This window comes from Salinibacillus xinjiangensis (assembly GCF_009649735.1).
In the GTDB taxonomy this organism is placed as follows: Bacteria; Bacillota; Bacilli; order Bacillales; family Alkalibacillaceae; genus Salinibacillus; species Salinibacillus xinjiangensis.
The window spans coordinates 14762-38984 of sequence record NZ_WJNH01000021.1 but is presented as its reverse complement, the minus strand read 5'-3'; the positions used below and the strand labels follow the sequence as shown (position 1 = coordinate 38984).

Sequence of the window (24223 nt, the reverse complement as noted above, 5' to 3'; positions counted from 1 at the left end):
GTCTTTGCTTCCGAGGAGGCTGAGGCCGTGCCCATGGAAAGCGGAGTATTCTGCCGGAACGGTTTGCATGCACTCAATATTCATCAGAACAACTTAAGGAACATTAAAGAAAGCTAATTACGTCGCATTTTATATCTTTTAAGTCAAACACCATTCTTTTAAAAATGAGCGTTTCGTAAAATGGTATGATTTCCTACTCAAATATGAATACTAAAACTAACAAGTAATTAAGGGGATGAGTAGGTATTTTATGTTGCAAAAAAGGGGTATTCGAAAACAAACCAAACCTTATTTAATATTATCCATCTTCCATACCATCCTTATCATTTATGCCTTTATCAAAAGTAAAAACAAAAAACAAACTTTTGTGCTACTAATTTCCAGTATAGGAATGGCCTATTTTTTTGAATTTATTGTATTAAATATATTTGCAGCTTACCGTTATAAACCGAGAATATTCAAAATTTCGTATCATGACAACATTTTCGGAGCGGCCTTGTCTCAAGCCATCTTTGTACCTTTTACAGCTGTCTTTATGAACGTAAATAAAGCGAACTGGAAAATTAAGCTTTTATTTAGCACATATTTTATATTGGTCGAAAGGATTTTTTTATCCCTTAAAATTTTTTATAATAGATGGTGGAAAACGCGATATACAGCGATATTTATTACTATTTTCTTTTTTCTAAATGATCAATGGTTTTACTTATTAAAAAAGAAAAATAGCATTGTACAATATCTGTCACTATTTTTTATGACATTGTTTAGTGTAACAAACTACAGTCTAGCACTTACCTTCATACGAAAATTTCGATTAGGTTTTGGGCGGTTCTTTTCGTGGAAGGAGCATTTTGCGATCAAAGCGTTTTATTGTGTGCTTATCTCTATACCGAACTCATTGTTTATCAAGATGAATGACTCTTGGAGGGGAGCTTTAGCCGCTTTTGGGTGGTCATTAGGCCTTGATTTACTGTTAGTAAGACTAAAACTAGTTAAAGCCCACCGTTCCTTTTATCGGATAAACCCAATCAATCATATGGTATTAATTGGCATGACCAAATTGTTTTATAAATATATTTATAAGGATTTAAAATAGGGGTAGATTGATTCAAATTCTACTCCTTTTTATATGGAAATTAGATATAATATAAAGTTATCATTTATATTACATTGCATTTTTGATTTCCAAATTGTACATAATCATGTTAATATGTTTTTTAGGATGTATTGTAAGGGGGCTTAATAAGTGTCTCAATCAAATAAAAACAAAACCACTGTACATATTTATAATCGTAAATATACCATTGTAGGGGAAGAACATCCTCATCATATGCAAGTGATTGCTAGTATGGTAGATGAAAAAATGAGAGAAATTCAAGAAGCAAATCCTAGCCTTGATACAGCTAAATTAGCGGTATTAACGGCTGTGAATGCTATGAATGATTATGTAAAGATAGATGAAGAATATACATCATTGATTGAACAAATGCGAAGAGGGGAACGTAGAAAAAATGGCTGACTTGGTTCTACTAGTGATTTTACTGATTGGACTTCTTATAGGCCTAAAACGTGGCTTTATCATGCAGGTCCTTCATTTAACAGGCTTTATCATTGCCTTCATTATTTCGGTTTTATATTATGATAATCTATCTCCTATTTTAACTATGTGGATTCCATATCCAGACTTTGGTGAAGAAGGATTCGGTGCCTTATTCCAATCCTTACCTCTGGAGACAGCTTTTTATAATGGGATTGCTTTTGTCATAATCTTTTTTGCGGTGAAAATTGTGCTGCAAATTGTAGCTAACATGCTTGATTTTATTGCAGATCTACCTATTTTAAATAGTTTTAATGGAATACTAGGAGCTATTTTAGGTTTTTTAGAAACTTATTTTATCCTGTTTGTCATTATATATTTCTCCGCACTAATTCCAATTGATTTTATCCAAGGATATGTAAATGATTCTAGCATCGCTCAATTTATGATTGAGCATACTCCATTATTATCTGATCAAATTAAAGACTTGTGGTTTAGCAATATATCTGAAGCCTTAAAAAACTTCTCCTAATTTGAGAGAAGTTTTTTCTTTAGAGTCCGCAAATGTATTAGTAAGAAAAGAAAATTGGTAGAAAATAATAGTAGGTGATGTTCATGATGGTGAATAAAAAACAAGTAATCAAATTATTGGAACAAATTGCTGTGTATTTAGAATTAAAGGCAGAAAATCCTTTCAAAATTTCAGCATATCGTAAGGCAGCTCAAGCTTTGGAGACAGATGAGCGGTCATTATCAGAAATAGATGATTTTACCAAAATGAAAGGAATCGGCAAGGGAACCGCCGCTGTTATCCAAGAATACATAGAGGACGGTTATTCAGATACACTCCGTCAGCTTGAAGAGGATGTACCTGCTGGTCTTATTCCTTTGTTAGATTTACAAGGACTAGGTGGAAAAAAGCTAGCTAAGCTCTATCAGGAATTAAACGTAACAGATGCTGTTTCGCTAAAAGAGGCTTGTGAAAGTGGACAAGTTGAACAACTTAGTGGATTTGGAAAGAAAACGGCTGAGAAAATTTTAAAATCATTAGAAGATCACGAAAAACGACCAGAGCGTTTGCCGATAGTGTTTATGTTGCCAATTGCCGAAAAGATTGAACAGCAATTAGCTGGCCTTAAAAATGTAACCAAATTTTCTCGTGCCGGAAGTATCCGTAGATTAAAAGAAACCATTAAAGATTTAGACTTTATTATTGCGACTGACCAACCGGAAGATGTGAAAGAGCAGCTTCTAAATTTAGAAGGGATTCAGCATGTTGAAGCAGCCGGAACAACCAAGGTCACAGTGATTTTTAGTGAAGGATATGATGTATCGGTTGACTTTCGCCTAGTTCAACCTAATGAATTCGCTACAACCCTCCATCACTTCACAGGTTCTAAAGACCACAATGTAGCCATGAGGCAAATAGCTAAGGAACAGAATGAAAAAATTAGTGAATACGGGGTAGAAAATTTAGATACAGGTGAGACCCTTACGTTTTCAAGTGAAAAAGATTTTTTTAACCACTTTGGCTTAAACTATATCCCACCGGAGCTGCGGGAAAATACAGGTGAAGTAGATGATGCCAATCAACCATTTCATCTGATTACAAAAGAGGATATTCGTGGCGATTTACACATGCATACCACTTGGAGTGATGGAGCTCAATCATTAGAAGAAATGGTAATTCGGGCTCGTGAAAAGGGCTATGAATATATTGCAATAACCGATCACTCCAAATTTTTACGTGTAGCGAACGGATTGAATGAGGATAGATTACGAAAGCAGCGTGAGGAGATTAACAGAGTTAACGAAAAGTTTTCTGATATCCATGTCTTTGCAGGTATTGAAATGGACATTTTGCCAGACGGCACCTTAGACTTTACTGATGACTTTTTAAGTGAAATGGATTTTGTTATTGCCTCCATACATTCAAGCTTTACACAATCTAAAGAAAAAATTATGCAACGATTGAAAAACGCAATGGATAGTCCTCATGTCAACTTAATTGCCCACCCAACAGGACGATTAATTGGAAAACGTGATGGATATGAAGTAGACTATGAGGAGTTAATTCACTATGCAAAAAAAACCAATACAGCACTCGAGTTAAATGCGAATCCGAATCGACTAGATTTATCCTGGAAATGGCTGATGAAGGCTCAAGAGGAAGGAGTCAAGATTGCTATTAATACAGATGCCCATAACTACAACATGTTAGAGGATATGGACATAGGGGTAAGCTTTGGTCGAAAAGGAAAACTAACACCAAATACAGTTCTAAATACTTGGTCAAAGGAGCAATTAGCCCACTTTATGACAAACGGAAAAGATTAAAGGAGCAATTGAAGTTATGAATGAAAGAGTGTTAAAGGTACTAGAATTTGACAAAATAAAAGAACAATTACTAGGATATGCTGGCTCGTCCTTAGGGAAGGAACAAGTTTTAAAGCTACAGCCATCAGGAGATTTAGAAGTAGTGAAAAAATGGCAGGAAGAAACTGACGAGGCTACTCAAGTACTACGAATCAAGGGTCATATCCCCTTAGGAGGCATATTTGATATTCGTGCTAACGTCAAACGAGCAAGCATTGGAGGAGTTTTAACTTCCTTTGAATGTCTTGATGTAGCAAGTACCATACGTGCAGGAAAGGTACTTAAGCAGTTTATATTGGATATTGATGATGAAGAGCTTTCTATTCCCATTCTACGTGATTTAACCGACCAGATTGTCCTTTTAAATGAACTTGAGCGTAATATAAAATCGTGTATTGATGACCATGGTCATGTGATGGATGGCGCATCCGACAAGCTTCGTTCCATTCGTTCACGCATTAGGACCTATGAAAATACCGTGCGGGACCGATTAGAACAATACACGAAAACGAAGAGTAAAATGCTGTCTGATGCAATTGTCACGATTCGTAACGATCGCTACGTATTACCGGTAAAACAAGAATATCGAGGCTCCTTTGGCGGTATTGTTCATGACCAGTCCGCATCAGGGCAAACTTTATTTATTGAGCCACAATCTGTTGTAGAAGCTAATAATAATCTACAAGCTGCAAAGGTAGAAGAATCAAGAGAGATTGAGAAGATACTACAAGAGCTTTCCGCACAGATTGCTCAGGATAAAGAGTTTATCAATCAAAATGTTCAAATATTAGAGAAAATAGACTTTATGGTTGCAAAAGCTAAATTTGGGAAAGACATGAAGGCAGCCAAACCATCAATGAATGATCAGGGAATTATAAAAATGAAACAAGCCCGTCATCCCTTGATAAATGAAGGTGAAGTGGTCCCTAATGATGTCGAAATTGGCAAGGATTTTACAGCGATTGTCATTACAGGTCCAAATACTGGAGGTAAGACGGTCACCTTAAAAATGATTGGTCTCTGCACCATTATGGCTCAAGCTGGATTACAAATCCCTGCGTTAGATGGTTGTGAACTCTCTGTATTTGATGACGTTTTTGCTGATATTGGGGATGAACAATCAATCGAGCAGAGCTTAAGTACGTTTTCATCTCATATGACTAATATTGTAAATATCCTACAAGGGGTTCATGAAAAAACACTAGTGTTATTTGATGAGCTAGGAGCTGGAACGGACCCTCAGGAAGGGGCCGCTTTAGCAATGGCAATTTTAGATCAGGTTGTAGAAAAACAGGCTAGAGTCATTGCGACAACCCATTATCCTGAGCTAAAAGCATATGGGTTCAATAGAGAAGAAGTGGTAAATGCCTCTGTAGAATTTGATGTCAAGACACTACGTCCTACCTACCGTTTATTATTGGGAGTCCCAGGTCGAAGTAATGCTTTTGAAATTTCCAGGCGACTCGGTCTTCAAGAAGAAATTATACACAAAGCACAATCCTTAACAGGTCAGGATTCCCAAAGTGTAGAGAATATGATTGCCTCATTAGAAGAGTCCCGCAAGAAAGCTGATGAGGATTATGAGCAAGCTGAGGTTATTTTAGAACAAGCGTCAAAGCTCCATCACGATCTGAATAACAAATGGAATCAATTGGAACAGCAAAAGGAGAAATTGTTAAAGAAAGCGGAAGAAAAGGCGAATAAGGAATTAGAAAAAGCGAAACGTGAAGCTGCTGAAATTGTGGACCGATTACGTAACATGAAACAGAATGCGGAAGTAAAAGAGCATGAAATCATAGATGCGAAAAAACAATTAGAAGAAGCTGGCTTGAATTTAACAGGTGAGGAAAAGAATAAAACATCTGCGGTTCAAAATAATACCGAAAACCTGCAACCTGGCGATGAAGTAAAGGTTCGTTCTTTAAATCAACAGGGTCATATCGTAGAGAAAATAAGTGAAAAAGAATTTCAAGTGCAGCTAGGCATTATGAAAGTGAAAGCAAAAGCCGATAACTTAATCTTTATCAATCGGCCTGAACCCGTTAAAGAAGAAAAACCTTTAGCAAAGGTTAAAGGGAAATCTTTCCACGTCAAAACGGAATTGGATTTACGGGGAGAACGATACGAGGATGCCTTAATTCAACTGGAGAAGTATGTAGATGATGCATTATTAGCTGGCTATCATCAGGTATCTATTATCCATGGAAAAGGAACAGGTGCTTTAAGAAAAGGTGTACAAAAATTTGCTGAGCGCCATCGTTCGATTTCTGGTCATCGAATGGGGAGCATGAATGAAGGTGGGTCAGGAGTCACCATCCTTGAATTAGGATAGGATGGATGAGGAGGGAAACTTATGTGGCAAAATTTTTGGGAAAATCCCTATGTGGAAACAGCGGCAAGCTTCAGTGTGGTCATTTTGTGTTTAATTGTTTTTATGGCTATTTTTGAGCTCGTTACAAAGTACAACAACTGGCAACAAATCCATAAAGGAAATTTTTCCGTAGCCATGGCTACAGGCGGCAAAATGTTTGGTATAGCTAATATTTTTCGTTTTTCAATTGAACACAATGACTCCCTTGTGGAGAGTATCGGCTGGGGAATTTATGGTTTTTTACTACTCCTTATTGGATATTTTATTTTTGAATTTTTAACCCCGACGTTTAAAATCGATGAAGAAATCGAAAATGATAACCGAGCAGTTGGATTTATTGCATTGATTATATCGGTTGGGTTATCTTTTGTAATTGGTGCGAATATAATTTAAGGAGAGGCAGCATTAATGAGAACATTAGCTATTGTATTAATGATTGTAGCTTTTATCTTTTTGGCCGTTGGGGTCATTTATATGGTTTCGGCATAATATTGAGAACTAAGTAACTAGGTTTATGGATCATGGCTCTATGAACCTAGTTATTTTTCGATTTGAGCATTGACCAAGGCCCATCCGCTTTCTTTTTTGTCGCACTATTTTAAATTTTTGTGTATTATGTATATAATAGGGTTAAAGAAATTATAAGGAGGTTATGCAATGGTTGAGGGGGCAAGCAAATTATGGCATCAGCATTATCCAGCAGATATTCCACATTCGATAGACTATGATAAAAAGCCACTACATGAATTTCTTCACGAAACAGCAGATAAGCACCCTGATTTGAAAGCGCTTCACTTCATGGGGAAGGAACTAACCTTCAGACAGCTACTAGATCAAACAAAAAAGCTTGCTAGTTATCTTCAAGACTTAGGATTGAAGAAAGGTGACAGGGTCGCTATTATGCTACCTAACTCACCTCAGTCAGTAATTGGATATTATGCTGCACTAATGGCTGGTGCAATAGTTGTACAGACGAATCCTTTATATACCGAGCGAGAATTAGATTACCAATTAAAGGACTCTGGGGCTAAAATGATTATTTGTTTAGACGTACTTTACCCTAGAGTGAAGAAGGTAAAGGAAAGTACTGACCTTGAACACATTGTGGTAACAGGGATCAAGGATTACCTTCCATTTCCTAAAAATGTGCTGTATCCCTTTATACAAAAGAAGGAATATGGTGACTTTGAGAAGCCTAGTCACGGCGGACAGGTTCATAAGCTTGCCAATGTGTTAAAAGAAGCTAGTGGAAAAGTAAAAGAAGTGGATGTGGACCCAGAAAAGGATTTAGCCTTATTACAATATACAGGTGGGACAACAGGCTTCCCGAAAGGCGTCATGTTAACTCACCATAATTTAGTGGCCAATACGCAAATGTCACAAAAATGGATGTACAAAATTGAAGAGGCGAAAGATATAACCTTAGCTGTACTCCCATTTTTTCACGTATACGGAATGACAGCGGTAATGAATTTATCCATTATGATGGCAACGAAAATGATTTTACTTCCAAAGTTTGATGCAGAAGAAGTGCTGAAAACCATTGATAAACAAAAGCCGACTTTGTTTCCAGGAGCACCGACAATTTATATTGGTTTATTAAATCATCCCAATTTGAAAGATTATAATTTATCTTCTATTAAAGCCTGTATAAGTGGTTCTGCCCCATTACCGGTTGAAGTTCAGCAAAGGTTTGAAAAAGAAACTGGAGGAAAGTTAGTGGAAGGTTATGGATTAACGGAATCTTCTCCTGTCACTCATGCGAACTTTTTATGGGATAAGCGAATCAATGGAAGTATTGGAGTTCCATGGCCAGACACAGATGCCAAGATTTTTGATACGGAATCACATGAAGAATTAGAGGTTGGAGAAATAGGGGAGCTTGCAGTCAAAGGCCCTCAAGTTATGCAAGGGTATTGGAACAGACCTGAGGAAACCGAACAAGTACTTAAAGATGGCTGGCTTTTAACTGGAGACATAGGATATATGGACGATCAAGGCTTTTTCTACATTGTCGATCGGAAAAAGGACATGATAATCGCTGGTGGATACAATATCTATCCACGAGAAGTTGAGGAAGTGCTTTATGAGCATGAAGCAGTACTAGAAGCAGCGGTAGCAGGAATACCTGATCCCTATCGAGGGGAAACAGTTAAGGCATATGTCGTATTGAAGGATGGAAGTGAGGCTACAGAAAAGGATTTAAATGCTTTCTGTAGAAAAAACCTTGCCGCTTACAAAGTACCACGTATCTATGAATTTAGAGATGAGCTTCCGAAAACAGCGGTTGGAAAGATTTTACGCCGAAAATTGGTTGATGAGGAAAAACAAAAACAAGAAGCCCACACATCAAGCTAAGTCTTCCTCTTTTTTTAACATTGATTTGGACAAGATAAATCCCTTCATATGGTTGACACTTGGATGTTTTCCCGATAGAATATAAAATAAATGAATGACTATTCATTCAGTTTTGTGTATGTGGATGAATATAGTAAAATGTGTGAGTAAACATTCATCCCCATCCATAGTAAGGAGAACACATATGAAGAAAAATAAACCGAAATATAAACAGATTATTGATGCCGCAGTAGAAGTTATAGCTGAAAATGGATATCACGCATCACAGGTATCAAAAATTGCCAAAAAAGCAGGGGTTGCAGATGGTACTATATATTTATACTTCCAAAACAAAGAGGATATCCTAGTCTCGGTCTTTCAAGAAAAGATGGGACAATTTATAGAAAGAATAAAAGATGATATTGCAAAGAAGTCAAATGCGAATGAAAAGCTATATAGCTTAATTGAAATGCACTTTAGGCAATTAGCAGTTGATCATCATTTAGCCGTAGTCACTCAGCTTGAGCTAAGACAATCTAAAAAGGACTTACGGTTACAAATAAATGAGGTACTAAAAGGGTATATAGCTATCATAGATGAGATTCTCCATGAAGGTGTTGAAGAAGGATTATACCACTCGGAGCTCAATATCACATTAGTACGTCAGATGATTTTTGGAACACTGGATGAGGTCGTCACCAACTGGGTGATGAAAGAAGAAAAGTATGACCTCATTGCACAAGCAAGTGATGTTCATTATTTCATTACTAATGGAATAAAAAAATAAAGGTAAGGGGGCTACACGGGGTGGATCATTTAACATTCCAAGTTGAAGAAAAAGTTGGGCTAATTACATTTACTAGTCCACCTGCAAACGCATTATCCACAGGACTTTTGGTAGAGCTTTCAAAGGTTTTAGACGAGGTTGAGGAGACCCCTCAAATTAAGGCTATCGTTATTCGTGGAGAAGGAAAGTTTTTCTCTGCAGGTGCAGATATTAAAGAGTTTACTAGCTTACAAGATGCAGATGACTACACATCATTAGCTGAACGAGGACAGCAGTTATTTAATCGAATGGAGAAATTTCACGTACCGATTATCGCATCAATTCATGGAGCTGCACTAGGCGGTGGCTTAGAGCTGGCAATGTCTTGTCATATGAGAATTGTAACAAAGGATGCTAAGCTTGGCTTACCTGAATTGACGCTAGGCATCATTCCAGGCTTTGCTGGAACACAACGATTACCACGTTATGTTGGATTACCTAAAAGTTATGAAATGATTTTAACAGGAAAACCGATAAGCGGTGTCGAAAGTAAAGAGTGGGGCTTGGTGAATCATGCTGTGTCTGAGGAAGAACTTGAAGATTTCACAATGAATCTAGTAAATAAAATCGTTGATAAAAGTGGTCCATCTGTTCAAGCAGTTATGGATTTACTCCCTTATGCTCATACTTCACAATTCCAAGCGGGTGTAAGTGAGGAAGCAAAAAGATTTGGTAATGTTTTTGGAACTGAAGACGCCAAAGAAGGTATCCAAGCCTTTATAGAAAAAAGAAAGCCTAATTTCAAAGACCATTAAACTTAGGGAGGTTATCACATGAACATTTATGTACTAATGAAGAGAACTTTTGACACAGAAGAAAAGATTGTCATTGAGGATGGTCGAATCGACGAAGAGGGTGCCGAATTTATTATTAATCCTTATGATGAATATGCGATTGAAGAGGCAATTCAACTTCGCGACGAACACGGTGGAGAAATAACCGTTGTCACTATTGGTGGGGAGGACGCTGAAAAGCAATTGCGTACTGCTCTAGCCATGGGTGCTGATAAATCTGTCCTCATTAATGTAGAAGATGATGTGGAGGAAAGCGATCAGTTTACAACGGTGAAAATTCTTGAAGCATTCTTTGAGGATAAAGAGTATGACATGATTTTAGCCGGTAATGTGGCTATTGACCAAGCAAGCGGACAAATCGGTCCGAGATTGGCTGAAAGTCTTGATATCCCATGCGTAACGACCATTACAAATTTAGAGGTTGATGGAGATAAAGCTAAAATTGAGCGTGACGTAGAAGGGGATGTTGAAAAGATTGAAGTTTCAACACCTGTTCTTGTCACTTGTCAGCAAGGGTTAAACGAACCTAGATATCCTTCTCTACCAGGTATCATGAAAGCAAAGAAAAAGCCTTTAGAAGAGCTAGAGCTTGATGACCTTGACTTAGATGAAGACGATGTAGAACCAAAAACGAAAACCATTGATGTCTTCTTACCACCTGAAAAAGAAGCGGGTAAAATCCTAGAGGGCGAAATCGATGATCAAGTAAATGAGCTTGTAGGCTTACTACGCAACGAAGCTAAAGTGATATAAATTCATATAACACCAAAGGGAAAGGGGAATAGAAATGAGTAAAAAAATCGTCGTGTTTGGTGAAGTTCGTGACGGAGAACTTCGTAATGTATCTTTTGAGGCTATTGCCGCTGCCCGTAAAATTAATGAAGATGGGGAAATCGTAGGAGCAGTTTTTGGCAATGAAGGATTAGAGGAAGCTGCTAAAGAACTGATTTATTATGGAGCAGATCGTGCGATTACAGTACAGCACGATAGCTTAAAAAATTATACATCAGAAGGCTATGCCCAAGCTGCTTTAGCTGTTATCAATGATGAAAATCCAGATGGAATCGTTATGGGACATACCGCTGCTGGTAAGGATTTAACACCTAAAATTGCTAGCAAACTTGAAAGCGGTTTAATATCAGATGTTACAGAAATTGAGGTAACAGGTGATAATGTTGTCTTTACTAGACCAATCTACTCTGGTAAAGCCTTTGAAAAGAAAATTGTAACAGACGGACTAATCTTTGCGACCATTCGTCCAAACAACATTGCCCCACTTAATCGTGACGACAGTCGTAGTGGTGATGTAACGGCTAAAGAAGTAGATATTAAAGATATTCGTACGGTTATTAAAGATATTTTGCGCAAAACGTCTGAAGGAGTTGACCTTTCTGAGGCTAAGGTTATTGTAGCTGGTGGTCGTGGGGTAAAGAGCAAGGAAGGCTTTGAACCTCTACAAGAGCTTGCTGATGTACTAGGTGGAGCTGTAGGGGCTTCTCGCGGAGCGTGCGATGCAGACTATTGCGATTATTCCCTTCAAATTGGTCAAACAGGTAAGGTTGTAACCCCTGACCTATATATTGCATGTGGAATTTCCGGCGCTATTCAACACTTAGCTGGTATGTCAAACTCCAAAATTATTGTCGCGATTAACAAAGACCCTGAAGCTAACATCTTTAACGTTTCCGATTATGGAATTGTAGGCGATTTATTTGAGGTTGTTCCAAAGTTAACAGAAGAAATTAAAAATTTGAAAGTAAACGCATAGATTGAAGCTTCTATTCAAAAGTGCCAGACATTCTCACATGAGAGGTCTGGCACTTTGTTTCATTCGCCATGCATGAATACGGTTAACTCGGATAAATTAAGCTCAAACAAACTATTGGAATATGTTCCGCCCATGATGTTATACTTAGTTCATAATTAAATATGCTTTGGCATAGGAGGAATGAAAAATGGCAATTACACATGCAACAGATCAAAACTTCAATCAAGAAACTTCTGAAGGTCTTGTGCTAGCAGACTTTTGGGCACCATGGTGTGGACCTTGTAAAATGATTGCACCAGTATTAGAAGACTTGGACAGTGAACTTTCTGAGAAAGTTAAAATTATTAAATTAGATGTTGATGAAAATCAAGAAACAGCTCAAAAGTATGGTGTTATGAGTATCCCAACATTGCTACTCTTTAAAGATGGAGAAGTAGTTGACCAAGTTGTTGGATTCCAACCTAAAGAAGCACTAGCTGAACTTGTAAATAAACACGCTTAAGCAATTTCTAATAAATAAAGAAAAATTCCCTTGTCCAATCGTTGGCAAGGGTTTTTTTGTTACAGGCTATCTAAATGTCATATAATATTTTTAGGTGGTTCTTTAGGGAGTGTACTATATGAATAAAAAAATTCAAGACAAGTTAGCTGTTTTACCAGACCAGCCTGGTTGTTATTTAATGAAAAACAAGCATGAAGAGGTCATTTATGTTGGAAAATCAAAAAAATTAAAAAATCGTGTTCGGTCTTACTTTACAGGTGCACATGATGCTAAGACTCAACGCCTTGTGCAGGAAATTGACCATTTTGAATATATTGTAACTTCATCAGAAATAGAAGCCCTTATTTTAGAAATGAATTTAATAAAAAAGTACGACCCCAAATATAACGTTCTATTAAAAGATGATAAAAGCTACCCATATATAAAGATTACAGCTGAAAAACAGCCTAGATTAATCATTACAAGACAGGTGAAAAAGGATAAAGGCAAATACTTTGGTCCATATCCTAACGTTTATGCAGCCCGAGAAACGAAAAAATTATTAGATCGACTTTATCCGCTACGAAAATGTAACAAAATGCCTGACCGGGTTTGTTTGTACTATCATATCCATCAATGCCTGGGTCCGTGTGAATACACAGTAACAGATGAAACGAATGCGGAGATTGTTCAAAACATAACGAAATTTTTAAGCGGTGGACATCAAGACATCAAAAAAGATTTAAAAAAGAAGATGCAGGATGCTTCTGAGCAGCTGGAATTTGAGCGAGCTAAGGAGTATCGTGATTTAATACAACACATTGAGTCTGTAATGGAAAAACAAAAAATGACATTAAATGATCAACAAGACCGTGATATTTTTGGCTACTCCTATGATAAAGGCTGGATGTGTATCCAAGTGTTTTTTATCAGGCAAGGAAAGTTGATTGAACGTGATGTCGCCTTGTTTCCGTTCTTTGATGAGCCAGCTGAAACATTTGTAAGCTATATTGGACGCTTTTACCTTCATCAAAATCATTTAAAACCAAAAGAAATACTGGTTCCCCTAGGTACAGATAAGGACTTATTGGAGGATCTACTTAAAATTCATGTGAAAACACCTATGCGTGGGCGGAAAAAAGAGCTTGTGGAATTAAGTATGAAAAATGCCAAAATTGCCCTGAAAGAAAAGTTTTCAATGATTGAACAGGATGAGGAGCGTACTATAAAGGCAGTTGAAGGACTAGGTGAATTGTTGAATGTTGAAATTCCTCACCGAATTGAAGCCTTTGATAACTCTAATATACAAGGAACAGACCCTGTTTCGGCTATGGTTGTTTTTATCGATGGGCGACCCAATAAGAAGGAATACCGAAAATATAAGATAAGAGATGTTGAAGGTCCTGATGATTACGAAACGATGCGCGAGGTCATCAGAAGAAGGTATAAGCGAGTAATAAAAGAAAAATTACCTTTGCCTGATCTAATTTTGGTTGATGGTGGAAAAGGACAAATGAGTGCTGCCATTGATGTGCTTGAAAATGAATTAGGACTTGATATTCCGTTATGCGGTTTGGCGAAGGATGAAAAACATAGGACCAGTGAGCTCTTATATGGTGACCCACCTGAAATGGTTGAAATGAATCGCCAATCACAACCCTTTTATCTTATTCAGAGAATTCAGGATGAAGTCCATCGATTTGCAATCTCCTTCCATCGTCAAGTACGTGGAAAAAGCAGCTTTCAATCTAAATTGGATGAGGTGGAAGGTGTTGGACAGAAAAGAAAACGTCTTTTGCTACGTCATTTTAAGTCCATTGAAGACATGAAAGAGGCTGATATTGAGGAGTTTACAAAATTAGGAATTCCTATACCAGTTGCCAATAAGATTGTGGAAACATTAAATAAAGAGGAAGAGTAACTCATTATTACTCCTCCTCTTTTTTCTGTTGTTTTAGAGTGAGGTAACAGCGAAAAAAGTCACGTTCTTATGTCGTTTGTTGGTTTCATCCATACACTCAATGGCATCCTGGTAAATATGTGATAGTTGCTCTGCAATAAAACCTGCTTCAAGTCGGTAGGAAACATCTTCTTTATAGGAAAAGCGCTCCGTGATCAGAGGGCTTTGTAGTTGAAATACGAGCTCTTTTCCTTTTTCCTTGATTAAAGTAAGGTCACCAAAGCCAGCCTGCTGAAAAAAGGATTGTAGCTCTTCCATATCGTTTACAGGGCATTTTCTAGCCAAACTCTTCCCTAAATAATATTGAACAAAGTTTACGTCATCACCTAAGATTTCAGGTAATGTTAGTTGTTTGATTAATTCATACCCAAATGCAGGTATTTGGATATTTTTAATCTCTTCATTTTGGAGTAATGTCTTCTCTTTTCCCACTGTGCTCATTCCTTTCTCTCTACTATTATCATAGGGATTGATGTATATTGCAATACTTACATTATCTTGTAATTCGAACTAAAAAAATGTTTTTAGACATTTATTTCCATGTTTTCCAGTAAAGCTAATTGAATTTTGTAGATTTTTTGAAGAAGTTAGACTTTCGGTTTTAAGTTTCCTTGACGCTACTGATGGGTAGGGGTACAATATTAAATGTTATGAAATGATTTTTCTTTTTGGGCGAGAAGGGGGATTATTCCAAAAAATGTGCTTGTTTTTTGGGAAATAAAAGCGCTTTATTTTAGTATCCTAATATTATTTACATCAACTGAGGGGGGTTAAGATGGCAAATAACCGCGAATTTTTTAATCGAAGACTACATTCTTTATTAGGGGTAATCCCAATTGGAATCTTTTTGATTCAGCACTTAGTTGTGAACCAATTTGCACGAAATGGTGCAGAATCATTTAACCGGGCAGCAGAATTTATGGAAAACCTGCCTTTCCGTTATTTTCTTGAAATCTTTGTAATTTTCCTTCCGCTACTATTCCATGCTATTTACGGCGTTTACATTGCATTTACTGCAAAGAACAATGTAGGTAGATATGGATATTTTCGTAACTGGATGTTCTATTTACAACGAATAACAGGAATTATTACACTAATTTTCGTTGTTTGGCATGTCTGGGAGACAAGACTTGCAAACCTTTTCTATGGTACCGAAGTAAACTTTGATATGATGGCTACCATTTTAAGTAGTCCGTTTATGTTCTGGTTCTATATTGTGGGTGTTGTTTCAACAATATTCCACTTCGCAAATGGTCTATGGTCTTTCCTAGTTAGCTGGGGACTAACCATTACGCCACGTTCACAGCGTATTGTTACATACGTTACAATGCTCATTTTTATAGGTTTATCCTATGTCGGGGTAAGTACAATTTTCGCTTTTGTTAGCTAGTTATAAAAAATAAGGAACATTAAATAGAACAAGGGAGTGAATGAATTATGAGTAATCGCAACATCGTTGTTGTTGGTGGAGGATTAGCTGGACTAATGGCAACAATTAAAGCAGCAGAAGCAGGCGTGCATGTTGATCTACTTTCACTTGTACCTGTTAAACGCTCCCACTCTGTATGTGCACAAGGTGGAATTAATGGTGCGGTTGATACAAAAGGGGAGGGGGACTCTCCTTGGATTCACTTTGATGATACCGTTTATGGCGGAGACTTCTTAGCAAACCAAGAACATGTTAAAAAGATGTGTGAGGCTGCACCTGGTATTATTCATATGTTTGACCGTATGGGAGTAATGTTTAACCGTACACCAGAAGGATTATTAGACTTCCGTCGTTTTGGTGGAACTCAACATCATCGTACTGCATTTGCTGGTGCAACTACAGGTCAACAGCTATTATATGCACTTGATGAGCAAGTTCGTCGCCATGAAGTCAATGGTCTAGTAACGAAGTATGAAAACTGGGAATTCCTTTCAGCTATTGTTGATGATGAAGGTGTCGGTCGTGGAGTTATGGGTCAAGACCTACACTCACACGAAATCCGTGCTTTCAAAGGTGATGCAGTGATCATGGCAACTGGTGGTCCTGGTATTATCTTTGGTAAGTCTACCAACTCAGTTATAAATACAGGTTCAGCTGCATCTGCTCTTTATCAACAAGGTGCAATTTACTCGAACGGAGAGTTTATCCAAATTCACCCAACAGCCATTCCTGGTGATGATAAGCTACGTTTAATGAGTGAATCAGCTCGTGGTGAAGGTGGACGTGTTTGGACATATAAAGATGGTAAGCCATGGTATTTCCTAGAGGAGAAATATCCTGCATATGGTAACCTTGTTCCACGTGATATTGCAACACGTGAAATCTTTGATGTCTGTGTAAACCAAAAACTAGGTATTAATGGGGAAAACATGGTATACCTAGATCTTTCTCATAAAGATCCTAAGGAACTTGACGTAAAACTCGGTGGAATTATCGAGATTTATGAAAAATTCGTTGGGGATGACCCTCGTAAAGTTCCGATGAAAATCTTCCCAGCCGTACACTATTCAATGGGTGGCCTATGGGTTGACAATAACCAAATGACTAATATTCCTGGTGTGTTTGCTGCTGGTGAGTGTGACTTTACACAGCATGGTGCAAACCGTCTTGGAGCGAACTCTCTATTATCTTCTATTTATGGTGGTATGGTTGCCGGACCAAACGCTGTTGAATATATTGAGGGATTAGAAAAGTCTGTTGAAGATGTACCTTCTCAGTTGTTTGATCAAAAGATTAAAGAAGAAGAAGACAAATTCGAGAAGATTATGGGTATGAATAGCGGTGATGAAAATGCTTATCAAATCCATAAAGAGCTAGGGGAATGGATGACAGACAATGTAACCGTTGTTCGTGATAACAAGAAGTTATTACAAACGGATGAAAAAATTCAAGAGCTTTTAGAGCGATATGAAAATATCAATATTAATGATACGTCTCGTTGGAGTAACCAAGGAGCTATGTTTACTCGTCAGCTTAAGAATATGCTTCAATTAGCTAGAGTAATTACTCTTGGTGCTTACAACCGTAATGAGAGCCGTGGAGCTCACTATAAGCCAGAGTTTCCAGAGCGTAATGATGAGGAGTTCTTGAAGACAACGATGGCGAAATTTACGGGAGATAAGAGTGAGCCTGAAATCTACTATGAAGATGTTGACACTTCTTATATCAAGCCTAGAAAAAGAGACTATACAACAAAACATTAATAGATAAAGGGGGAGGATGAAACATGAGTGAGTCAAAGACAATTAAAGTGATTATAACTCGTCAAAATGGCCCCGATGCACAACCTTTTGATGAGGAATTCGAAATTCCTTATCGTAAAAATATGAACGTAATTTCTGCCTTAATGGAAATTCGTCGTAATCCTGTAAATGCCAAAGGGGAAAAGACAACACCGGTATTTTGGGAAATGGGATGTTTAGAGGAAGTTTGTGGTGCCTGTTCTATGGTCATTAATGGGAAGCCACAACAAGCTTGCTCAGCATTAGTGGATCAACTTGAACAGCCGGTTCGCCTTGCTCCAATGAAGACATTCCCGATTGTACGTGATTTAGCTGTAGACCGAAGCAGAATGTTTGATTCATTGAAGAAGGTAAAGGCTTGGATTCCTATTGATGGAACATATGATTTAGGACCTGGACCTCGTATGGCAGAAAGCAAGAGACAGTGGGCTTATGAATTATCAAAGTGTATGACATGTGGTGTTTGTTTAGAGGCATGTCCTAACGTTAACAGCAAATCAAATTACATTGGACCTGCACCTTTATCACAGGTACGTTTGTTCAATTCTCATCCAACAGGTGAATACCATAAGAACGAGCGTATGGAAACCATTATGGGTGATGGTGGCCTTGCTAACTGTGGGATGTCACAAAACTGTGTCCAATCATGTCCGAAAGGGATTCCACTTACGACTTCAATTGCAGCATTGAATCGTGAAGCAACATTACAATCATTCAAGAACTTTTTCGGAAGTGACTATAACAATTAAGTTTAGACTAAAGGGTGAGCCTCTTCTAAGAAGGGGCTCACCTTCCTATTAGGGAGGGAGTGTCATGAAAAAAGTTAACTATGTGGAAGATGTTGAAGCATGGATAGACGGATTCACCTTTTATATTCCTGTTAAGATCAGGTTCTCAGAAACAGATATGTTTGGACATGTAAATAATATTTCTCCCTTTATTTACTTTGAAGAAGCGCGAATTGCTTATTTGGAGCATATTGGTCTTTTTCGAGATTTTAAGGAAGATGGCAGTCAAGGTATTCCTGTCGTTGCTGACTTACAGTGTGATTATCACCGGCAGATATTTTTCGAGGATCGTTTAAAGCTATACGTAAAAACGAACCAAGTGGGCAGAACCTCCTTGGATATTCACTATCTAGGAGTGAATCAAAAAGAAGAAATCTGTGTAACTGGTCGTGGCCGCCTCGTACATATAGATCCAAATACAGGAAAACCAATCCCTTTTGATGATCGGCAAAAGCAGATATTTACAGAAAAAGGTTTACTGTAAGAAAAGAAGACCTGACAGTTATAGACGAAAGCTTATTTTTTCCTCCGAATTTCCGTTTTTCAACTTTTATAGGGAACGGTGCAACATGAATATACATACTATACTATGACTAAATTATTCCCCTTGGTCCTTGTGGCTCAAGTAACAGCAAGGAGGGGTTCCCGATTGAATGATAAAGACTATAAACCGAAGCAGCTACTAACGAAACGGGAAAAAGAAGTTTTTGAATTGCTGGTCCAAGATCGAACTACAAAAGAAATTGCTGAGGAGTTATTTATATCAGAGAAGACGGTGCGAAATCACATCTCGAATGCAATGCAAAAACTTGGTGTTAAGGGGCGTTCACAGGCTGTTGTTGAACTCCTGCGCATGGGGGAGTTAAAGCTTTAAAATCGGAGGCTGTTCCAGGGATTCTTGGACACAGCCTCTGCTTTTTTAAATACGCTTTTTTCTAAGATAATGTTGTTAATGTCTAAAAAGATATAAAATGCGACGTAACTTCAGCAGGACTTGTTTCCAAATATCAATCTGATGAGTGCAAAACTGTCGCTACGGAAATACACTTCGCTTTCACCCAAGGGCACAAATGCGACATCTTTTCAAACTCCCTTTGGTCGTTTTCATAGTGTCTTCTTTGCCGCGGGCGAGCGGTGAGCCTCCTCGCTGCGCTTGCGGGGTCTCACCTGTCTCTTTGCTCCCACGAAGAACAGGACGTCCAAGTGTCGGTGCTCTGCCACTGGACGTGGCCGTTTTTAACCGACCAGGAGTCTCCGTGTATTTCCTCTACTATAAACAGTGGCTCATTCGTTTATTTTGTAGTGAACTATTGTTAATCAAAAGCTTTTTAACTATGCATACATCAGAGCACTTTAACAGTGGAGGCAGAATACGGAGACTCCTATGGAGGAAGCGTGGTGAAGACCCCGCAGGAAGCGGTCTGGGCTTCCGAGGAGGCTGAGGCCGTGCCCATGGAAAGCGAAGTATTCTGCCGGAACGGTATGCATGCACTCATATTATTCAGTACAGAACGAATCTAAATTTACGTCGCATTTTCTGTCTACTTTTTAATATAAAAGGCAACAACGTTTACGAAAACAGCCTTTAAAAACAAATCTAAAAATATTACATAAACTTAACTTGATATTTTCGCAAAAAAGATTAAAAATAGACATTAGACACTAACAATTGGGATGGGAAGTGCTGCAGTTGTTCGACAGAGAACTAATTTCAAATGTGGAAAAAAATTTACGAGTGATTGCCCATATTATTAAACAAAAAGGGCGGGAAATTTTAACCCATTATCCAGTCACACCTCCACAATTTATTGCATTACAATGGTTATTAGAAGAAGGAGATTTAACCATTGGTGAGTTATCTAAAAAACTTTATTTAGCCTTCAGCACTACTACGGACTTGGTCGACCGATTAGAAAAGAATGAATTAGTAAAACGTGTACGAGATCAAGAGGATCGTCGTGTTGTCCGTATTCACTTACTAGAAAAAGGCGAGATTATCATTGATGAAGTAATTGAAAAGCGCCAACAATACCTACAAGAGGTATTAGAAAGCTTTTCAGATGACCAGGTTCAATCCTTAAATGAAGTGCTCAATCAACTGAACAAAGAAATGTCTAGTCATCAACTCAGAAACTAAACCAAAATAGAAAGGCGTTCATGACGTGAAACAACCAATAGGTGTTATTGATTCAGGTGTTGGCGGATTAACAGTAGCGAAAGAGCTTATGCGCCAATTGCCTAAAGAGGAAATTATATATATAGGAGATACGTTACGATGTCCTTATGGTCCAAGACCAGAGGAAGAAGTTAAAAAGTATACTTGGGAAATGGTTCATTATTTAAGTAGATTCCAAATAAAAATGTTGGTTGTTGCTTGCAATACAGCAACTGCATTTGTTTTAAAGGAACTTCAGGAAAAACTACCAGTACCTGTCATTGGCGTTATTCAGCCTGGGGCACGAGCTGCTATTAAGGCGACTAACAATTTGTCGATTGGGGTAATAGGTACGATTGGCACGGTTGAGAGTAGGGCTTACCCAAATATACTGAAACAAATTAACTCGTCACTTGATATTTACAGCTTGGCATGTCCTCCTTTTGTTCCTTTAGTGGAGAATGGTATGTTAGACGGTGAATATACAGAAAACGTTGTAAGGGATTCTCTAGTACCCTTACTAGACACAAAAATAGATACCCTAATCCTCGGATGTACTCACTACCCATTGTTAAGACCAGTTATTCAAAGAGTGGTTGGAGAGCATGTGTCGGTGATTTCTTCAGGTGATGAAACGGCTAGAGAGGTCAGTACCATTCTTTCGTATCATAATCTCCATTACCATGGAAACCGAATACCTGAGCATAAGTTTTATACAACAGGAAATTTAAGCCTTTTTGAACAGGTTGCAAATATTTGGTTCGGATATCCATTAAGACATGTAAAAAATATATCCCTTTAATAGAAAGCTTTCACTAAAAAAATAGTGAAAGCTTTCTATTTATTTGGTCTAAATTTAAAAATAGCTCGTATAAATAGTAGTACAAACCATCATGGGAGGGAATATGCATGCGTAAGCGATCACTATGGTTACTACCTGCGTTTATGTCCAGTATTGTACTACTTTCAGGATGCTTCGAGGGGGAGCAATCGTTAGAGGAAATGGATCCACCTCAAAACGTTCAGACAGTTGATGATCTAGATAATACTGGAGAAGATACAAATAATGTTGAGGAAGCTACAACGGAAGAGACAAAAGAGACAGAAAATGACAAAGAGAGCTCAGAAGGGACAAGCGAAACAGTTAATAGAGAACTCTATCTGCTAGACCCGAATGGAATGGTGGTTTCTCAAACATTACCACTGCCAATGGATGAAACAAAAGAAGTTGCAAAACAAACGCTAGAATATCTTGTCAAGGACGGTCCTGTTTCAAACATTTTACCTAATGGCTTTCAAGCTGTTTTACCAGCAGGTACAAATATAAATGGACTGAATTTACAAGAGGATGGCTCTTTAGTTGTTGATTTATCTAAGGAGTTCAAGGATTATCAACCAGAAAATGAACAAAAAGTCATCCAGGCCATGACATTCACTCTTACACAATTTGATTCTGTTGAGCGTATTAAGCTTCGAATTGATGGTGTAGATCAGGATGTTATGCCAGTGAATGGTACTCCAATTGGAAACGGTTTTTCTAGAGCAGATGGAATAAATCTTCATGTAGGGGACGTCAACGACTTAATGAACAGTCAGGCTGTAACGGTGTATTATCCTGCACAGCAAAGTGAACATTACTATTATGTACCAGTTACAACTCCAATCGATGCAAGCGAGGATATTTATGAAAGTGTAATCAATAAAGTCGTCGAAGGACCAAGCTACGAGCTTTCCGGCCTTTTAGATGTATTCCGAAACGGAGTACAGCTTACAGAAGAGCCAAAAATAGAGGATGGTATTTTGTCCATTACATTTAATGAATCGATTTTTAATGATGTGGAGAATAAAACCATTTCAGATACAGTGTTAAACTCAATTGTCCTCTCACTTACAGAACATGAGGATGTGAAATCTGTACAGGTTCAGGTGGAAGGAACAGAACAGGTATTTAATGAGAATGGTGAGGTATTCTCAGAGCCTGTAACTAGAGAGGATATTTCTCAACCAAGTGGTATTTAATAGTAAAAAGGTATATAATAAGGATGTTATTAAGAGGCTGTGATGTCAGCCTCTTTTTTATTGTACTATCTGAATTTAAGTTAAGGTAGATAGTACAAGTGCAACTAGGCAATCGCCTGTACCATACGGCTCGGCACTAGCCAAGTTTTCTTTAGTTTAGTAAATTATGTTATAGTCTCACTAAAGGAGGATATCAAGATGAGAGTTGATGGACGAAATGTAAACGAACTTCGTAAAATACATATGGAAACCAATTTCACGAAACATCCAGAGGGTTCCGTCCTCATTAGTGTAGGTGATACAAAGGTTATTTGTAATGCTAGTATAGAAGATCGAGTTCCCCCTTTTTTAAGAGGACAGGGTAAGGGCTGGATAACAGCTGAGTACGCTATGCTACCAAGAGCAACTGGACAACGGAATATTCGTGAATCTTCAAAAGGAAAGATTTCTGGTCGAACAATGGAAATTCAACGTTTAATAGGGCGTTCCCTTAGGGCAGTTGTTGACCTTGATAAAATAGGAGAACGTACGGTTTGGGTTGATTGTGATGTCATTCAAGCAGATGGTGGAACACGCACAGCCTCCATATCAGGAGCCTTTGTAGCTGTGGTTCTAGCCTTTGGAAAACTAGTTGATAACAAGGCGTTAAAGGAATTTCCAATCAAAAATTACTTAGCGGCCACATCGGTAGGTATTTTACCTGATGGCACCGAAATTCTTGATCTTTGCTATGAGGAGGATTCCTCAGCTAAGGTTGACCTGAACATTGTGATGAATGGAAATAATGAGTTTGTCGAAATACAAGGAACTGGTGAAGAGGATACATTTTCCTATGATGAATTAACGAAAATGCTTAAGCTGGCTAATGATGGCTTGAAGGAAATCTTTGAGGTCCAACGTGTCGCCGTTGGTAAATGGCATGAAAAACTTTTAGCAAACCAGAAAGAATCAAATGAGGATAGGGCGATGAAAGATGAAACAAATCTTACTAGCAACGAAAAATAAAGGTAAGGCCAAGGAGTTCAAGGAAATTTTCGGGCAGATTGGTATTGAGGTTTTATCTCTCTTAGATATGGAGGAAACTATTCCAGAAATTGAAGAGACAGGTACCACCTTTGAGGAAAATGCCGTAATCAAAGCGGAAACCATTGCCGAACGTTTCCAAATCCCTGTATTAGGTGATGATTCAGGATTAGAAGTCGATGCGTTAAATGGAGAACCTGGGGTATATTCAGCCCGTTATGCTGGCTTAGAAAAAAATGATCAGAAAAATTTAGAGAAGGTTTTAGAAGAGCTTAAGGGCGTTAAAACAGATAATCGTACAGCCCGTTTCGTTTGTGTTCTAGCCTTAGCTAGACCAGGCTCACAGACCATTACAAAAAGGGGAACATGTGAAGGGTGCATAGGCGAAGAGCCAATTGGAGAACATGGATTTGGCTATGATCCAATTTTTTATCCGGAGGGTAGCCATCGTTCTTTAGCTCAATACTCACCAGAGGAAAAAAATCAGATCAGTCATCGGCGACATGCTATTGACCAAATGATTTCATGGTTGAAACAAAATGATGCAATGGAGTGAT

General features: G+C 38.0%; 24 protein-coding genes. 23 read left to right on the top strand and 1 reads right to left on the bottom strand.

Features of this window, described 5'->3' with window-relative positions; all coding sequences use genetic code 11:
- Nucleotides 1-250 precede the first annotated feature (250 nt).
- The 13 genes from GH754_RS19205 to uvrC all read left to right on the top strand — a co-directional run bounded on the left by GH754_RS19205 (nt 251) and on the right by uvrC (nt 14411).
- The gene (locus tag GH754_RS19205) at nt 251-1096 is read left to right on the top strand and encodes a hypothetical protein (protein ID WP_153730263.1); all 846 of its coding nucleotides are present in this window, start codon (nt 251-253) and stop codon (nt 1094-1096) included.
- 150 nt (nt 1097-1246) lie between these two features.
- On the top strand, nt 1247-1519 hold the full coding sequence (gene zapA / locus GH754_RS19200) for a cell division protein ZapA (RefSeq protein ID WP_323742119.1): 273 nt from the start codon (nt 1247-1249) through the stop codon (nt 1517-1519).
- The gene (locus tag GH754_RS19195; RefSeq protein ID WP_153730262.1) at nt 1512-2069 is read left to right on the top strand and encodes a CvpA family protein; all 558 of its coding nucleotides are present in this window, start codon (nt 1512-1514) and stop codon (nt 2067-2069) included. Before zapA ends, GH754_RS19195 begins: the two co-directional genes overlap by 8 nt.
- Nucleotides 2070-2152: 83 nt before the next feature.
- The gene (gene polX, locus GH754_RS19190) at nt 2153-3874 is read left to right on the top strand and encodes a DNA polymerase/3'-5' exonuclease PolX (RefSeq protein ID WP_153730261.1); all 1722 of its coding nucleotides are present in this window, start codon (nt 2153-2155) and stop codon (nt 3872-3874) included.
- A gap of 16 nt (nt 3875-3890) precedes the next feature.
- Nucleotides 3891-6245 (top strand): endonuclease MutS2, encoded by a 2355-nt coding sequence (locus GH754_RS19185; RefSeq protein ID WP_153730260.1) that lies wholly within the window; start codon nt 3891-3893, stop codon nt 6243-6245.
- Nucleotides 6246-6266: 21 nt separating this feature from the next.
- Nucleotides 6267-6677 carry a DUF350 domain-containing protein gene (locus tag GH754_RS19180; protein ID WP_153730259.1) on the top strand — a complete coding sequence of 137 codons (411 nt, stop codon included), beginning with the start codon at nt 6267-6269 and terminating at the stop codon, nt 6675-6677.
- Nucleotides 6678-6941: 264 nt separating this feature from the next.
- The gene (locus GH754_RS19175) at nt 6942-8642 is read left to right on the top strand and encodes a long-chain-fatty-acid--CoA ligase (protein ID WP_153730258.1); all 1701 of its coding nucleotides are present in this window, start codon (nt 6942-6944) and stop codon (nt 8640-8642) included.
- Nucleotides 8643-8826: 184 nt separating this feature from the next.
- Nucleotides 8827-9408: a TetR/AcrR family transcriptional regulator gene (locus GH754_RS19170; RefSeq protein WP_153730257.1), complete on the top strand. Its 582-nt coding sequence runs from the start codon at nt 8827-8829 to the stop codon at nt 9406-9408.
- Between the two features lie 20 nt (nt 9409-9428).
- Nucleotides 9429-10202, top strand: coding sequence for an enoyl-CoA hydratase (locus tag GH754_RS19165; protein WP_323742118.1), 774 nt, complete (start codon nt 9429-9431; stop codon nt 10200-10202).
- A gap of 18 nt (nt 10203-10220) precedes the next feature.
- Nucleotides 10221-10994 carry an electron transfer flavoprotein subunit beta/FixA family protein gene (locus GH754_RS19160; protein WP_153730256.1) on the top strand — a complete coding sequence of 258 codons (774 nt, stop codon included), beginning with the start codon at nt 10221-10223 and terminating at the stop codon, nt 10992-10994.
- 34 nt (nt 10995-11028) lie between these two features.
- Nucleotides 11029-12009, top strand: coding sequence for an electron transfer flavoprotein subunit alpha/FixB family protein (locus tag GH754_RS19155; RefSeq protein WP_153730255.1), 981 nt, complete (start codon nt 11029-11031; stop codon nt 12007-12009).
- A gap of 187 nt (nt 12010-12196) precedes the next feature.
- Nucleotides 12197-12511, top strand: a complete 315-nt coding sequence (gene trxA, locus GH754_RS19150; protein ID WP_153730254.1) for a thioredoxin — start codon at nt 12197-12199, stop codon at nt 12509-12511.
- Nucleotides 12512-12629: 118 nt separating this feature from the next.
- Complete coding sequence (uvrC, locus tag GH754_RS19145; RefSeq protein WP_153730253.1) at nt 12630-14411, top strand: excinuclease ABC subunit UvrC; 1782 nt, start codon at nt 12630-12632, stop codon at nt 14409-14411.
- 33 nt (nt 14412-14444) lie between these two features.
- Here uvrC and GH754_RS19140 read toward each other — a convergent pair whose 3' ends face one another.
- Complete coding sequence (locus GH754_RS19140) at nt 14445-14891, bottom strand: YslB family protein (RefSeq protein WP_153730252.1); 447 nt, start codon at nt 14889-14891, stop codon at nt 14445-14447.
- A 334-nt stretch (nt 14892-15225) separates the two neighbouring features.
- Here GH754_RS19140 and GH754_RS19135 point away from each other — a divergent pair, with 334 nt between their 5' ends.
- From GH754_RS19135 to GH754_RS19090, 10 genes are all read left to right on the top strand, one after another.
- Nucleotides 15226-15840: a succinate dehydrogenase cytochrome b558 subunit gene (locus tag GH754_RS19135; RefSeq protein ID WP_153730251.1), complete on the top strand. Its 615-nt coding sequence runs from the start codon at nt 15226-15228 to the stop codon at nt 15838-15840.
- 47 nt (nt 15841-15887) lie between these two features.
- Complete coding sequence (gene sdhA / locus GH754_RS19130) at nt 15888-17642, top strand: succinate dehydrogenase flavoprotein subunit (RefSeq protein ID WP_153730250.1); 1755 nt, start codon at nt 15888-15890, stop codon at nt 17640-17642.
- A gap of 23 nt (nt 17643-17665) precedes the next feature.
- Nucleotides 17666-18430: a succinate dehydrogenase iron-sulfur subunit gene (gene sdhB, locus GH754_RS19125; protein ID WP_153730249.1), complete on the top strand. Its 765-nt coding sequence runs from the start codon at nt 17666-17668 to the stop codon at nt 18428-18430.
- 64 nt (nt 18431-18494) lie between these two features.
- The gene (locus GH754_RS19120) at nt 18495-18953 is read left to right on the top strand and encodes an acyl-CoA thioesterase (protein ID WP_153730248.1); all 459 of its coding nucleotides are present in this window, start codon (nt 18495-18497) and stop codon (nt 18951-18953) included.
- 165 nt (nt 18954-19118) lie between these two features.
- A complete protein-coding gene (locus tag GH754_RS19115; RefSeq protein ID WP_102026848.1) occupies nt 19119-19343 on the top strand; it encodes a helix-turn-helix domain-containing protein in 225 nt (74 codons plus the stop codon).
- Nucleotides 19344-20150: 807 nt separating this feature from the next.
- Nucleotides 20151-20606 (top strand): MarR family winged helix-turn-helix transcriptional regulator, encoded by a 456-nt coding sequence (locus GH754_RS19110; RefSeq protein WP_407690682.1) that lies wholly within the window; start codon nt 20151-20153, stop codon nt 20604-20606.
- A gap of 25 nt (nt 20607-20631) precedes the next feature.
- Complete coding sequence (racE, locus tag GH754_RS19105) at nt 20632-21426, top strand: glutamate racemase (protein ID WP_323742117.1); 795 nt, start codon at nt 20632-20634, stop codon at nt 21424-21426.
- Between the two features lie 107 nt (nt 21427-21533).
- Nucleotides 21534-22643: a GerMN domain-containing protein gene (locus GH754_RS19100; protein ID WP_153730246.1), complete on the top strand. Its 1110-nt coding sequence runs from the start codon at nt 21534-21536 to the stop codon at nt 22641-22643.
- Between the two features lie 198 nt (nt 22644-22841).
- The gene (gene rph, locus GH754_RS19095) at nt 22842-23648 is read left to right on the top strand and encodes a ribonuclease PH (protein ID WP_153730245.1); all 807 of its coding nucleotides are present in this window, start codon (nt 22842-22844) and stop codon (nt 23646-23648) included.
- Complete coding sequence (locus GH754_RS19090; RefSeq protein ID WP_153730244.1) at nt 23617-24222, top strand: XTP/dITP diphosphatase; 606 nt, start codon at nt 23617-23619, stop codon at nt 24220-24222. The genes rph and GH754_RS19090 overlap by 32 nt, the downstream gene beginning before the upstream one ends.
- The last annotated feature ends 1 nt before the right edge of the window (nt 24223 follow it).

Coding starts and splice junctions, on each gene's coding strand:
- trxA (WP_153730254.1), top strand. CDS start 12,197: ATGGCAATTACACATGCAACAGATCAAAACTTCAATCAAGAAACTTCT.
- GH754_RS19100 (WP_153730246.1), top strand. CDS start 21,534: ATGCGTAAGCGATCACTATGGTTACTACCTGCGTTTATGTCCAGTATT.
- GH754_RS19135 (WP_153730251.1), top strand. CDS start 15,226: ATGGCAAATAACCGCGAATTTTTTAATCGAAGACTACATTCTTTATTA.
- GH754_RS19155 (WP_153730255.1), top strand. CDS start 11,029: ATGAGTAAAAAAATCGTCGTGTTTGGTGAAGTTCGTGACGGAGAACTT.
- GH754_RS19160 (WP_153730256.1), top strand. CDS start 10,221: ATGAACATTTATGTACTAATGAAGAGAACTTTTGACACAGAAGAAAAG.
- sdhA (WP_153730250.1), top strand. CDS start 15,888: ATGAGTAATCGCAACATCGTTGTTGTTGGTGGAGGATTAGCTGGACTA.
- GH754_RS19175 (WP_153730258.1), top strand. CDS start 6,942: ATGGTTGAGGGGGCAAGCAAATTATGGCATCAGCATTATCCAGCAGAT.
- GH754_RS19195 (WP_153730262.1), top strand. CDS start 1,512: ATGGCTGACTTGGTTCTACTAGTGATTTTACTGATTGGACTTCTTATA.
- rph (WP_153730245.1), top strand. CDS start 22,842: ATGAGAGTTGATGGACGAAATGTAAACGAACTTCGTAAAATACATATG.
- uvrC (WP_153730253.1), top strand. CDS start 12,630: ATGAATAAAAAAATTCAAGACAAGTTAGCTGTTTTACCAGACCAGCCT.
- GH754_RS19185 (WP_153730260.1), top strand. CDS start 3,891: ATGAATGAAAGAGTGTTAAAGGTACTAGAATTTGACAAAATAAAAGAA.
- sdhB (WP_153730249.1), top strand. CDS start 17,666: ATGAGTGAGTCAAAGACAATTAAAGTGATTATAACTCGTCAAAATGGC.
- GH754_RS19205 (WP_153730263.1), top strand. CDS start 251: ATGTTGCAAAAAAGGGGTATTCGAAAACAAACCAAACCTTATTTAATA.
- GH754_RS19180 (WP_153730259.1), top strand. CDS start 6,267: ATGTGGCAAAATTTTTGGGAAAATCCCTATGTGGAAACAGCGGCAAGC.
- polX (WP_153730261.1), top strand. CDS start 2,153: ATGATGGTGAATAAAAAACAAGTAATCAAATTATTGGAACAAATTGCT.
- GH754_RS19170 (WP_153730257.1), top strand. CDS start 8,827: ATGAAGAAAAATAAACCGAAATATAAACAGATTATTGATGCCGCAGTA.
- GH754_RS19090 (WP_153730244.1), top strand. CDS start 23,617: ATGAAACAAATCTTACTAGCAACGAAAAATAAAGGTAAGGCCAAGGAG.
- GH754_RS19120 (WP_153730248.1), top strand. CDS start 18,495: ATGAAAAAAGTTAACTATGTGGAAGATGTTGAAGCATGGATAGACGGA.
- GH754_RS19140 (WP_153730252.1), bottom strand. CDS start 14,891: ATGAGCACAGTGGGAAAAGAGAAGACATTACTCCAAAATGAAGAGATT.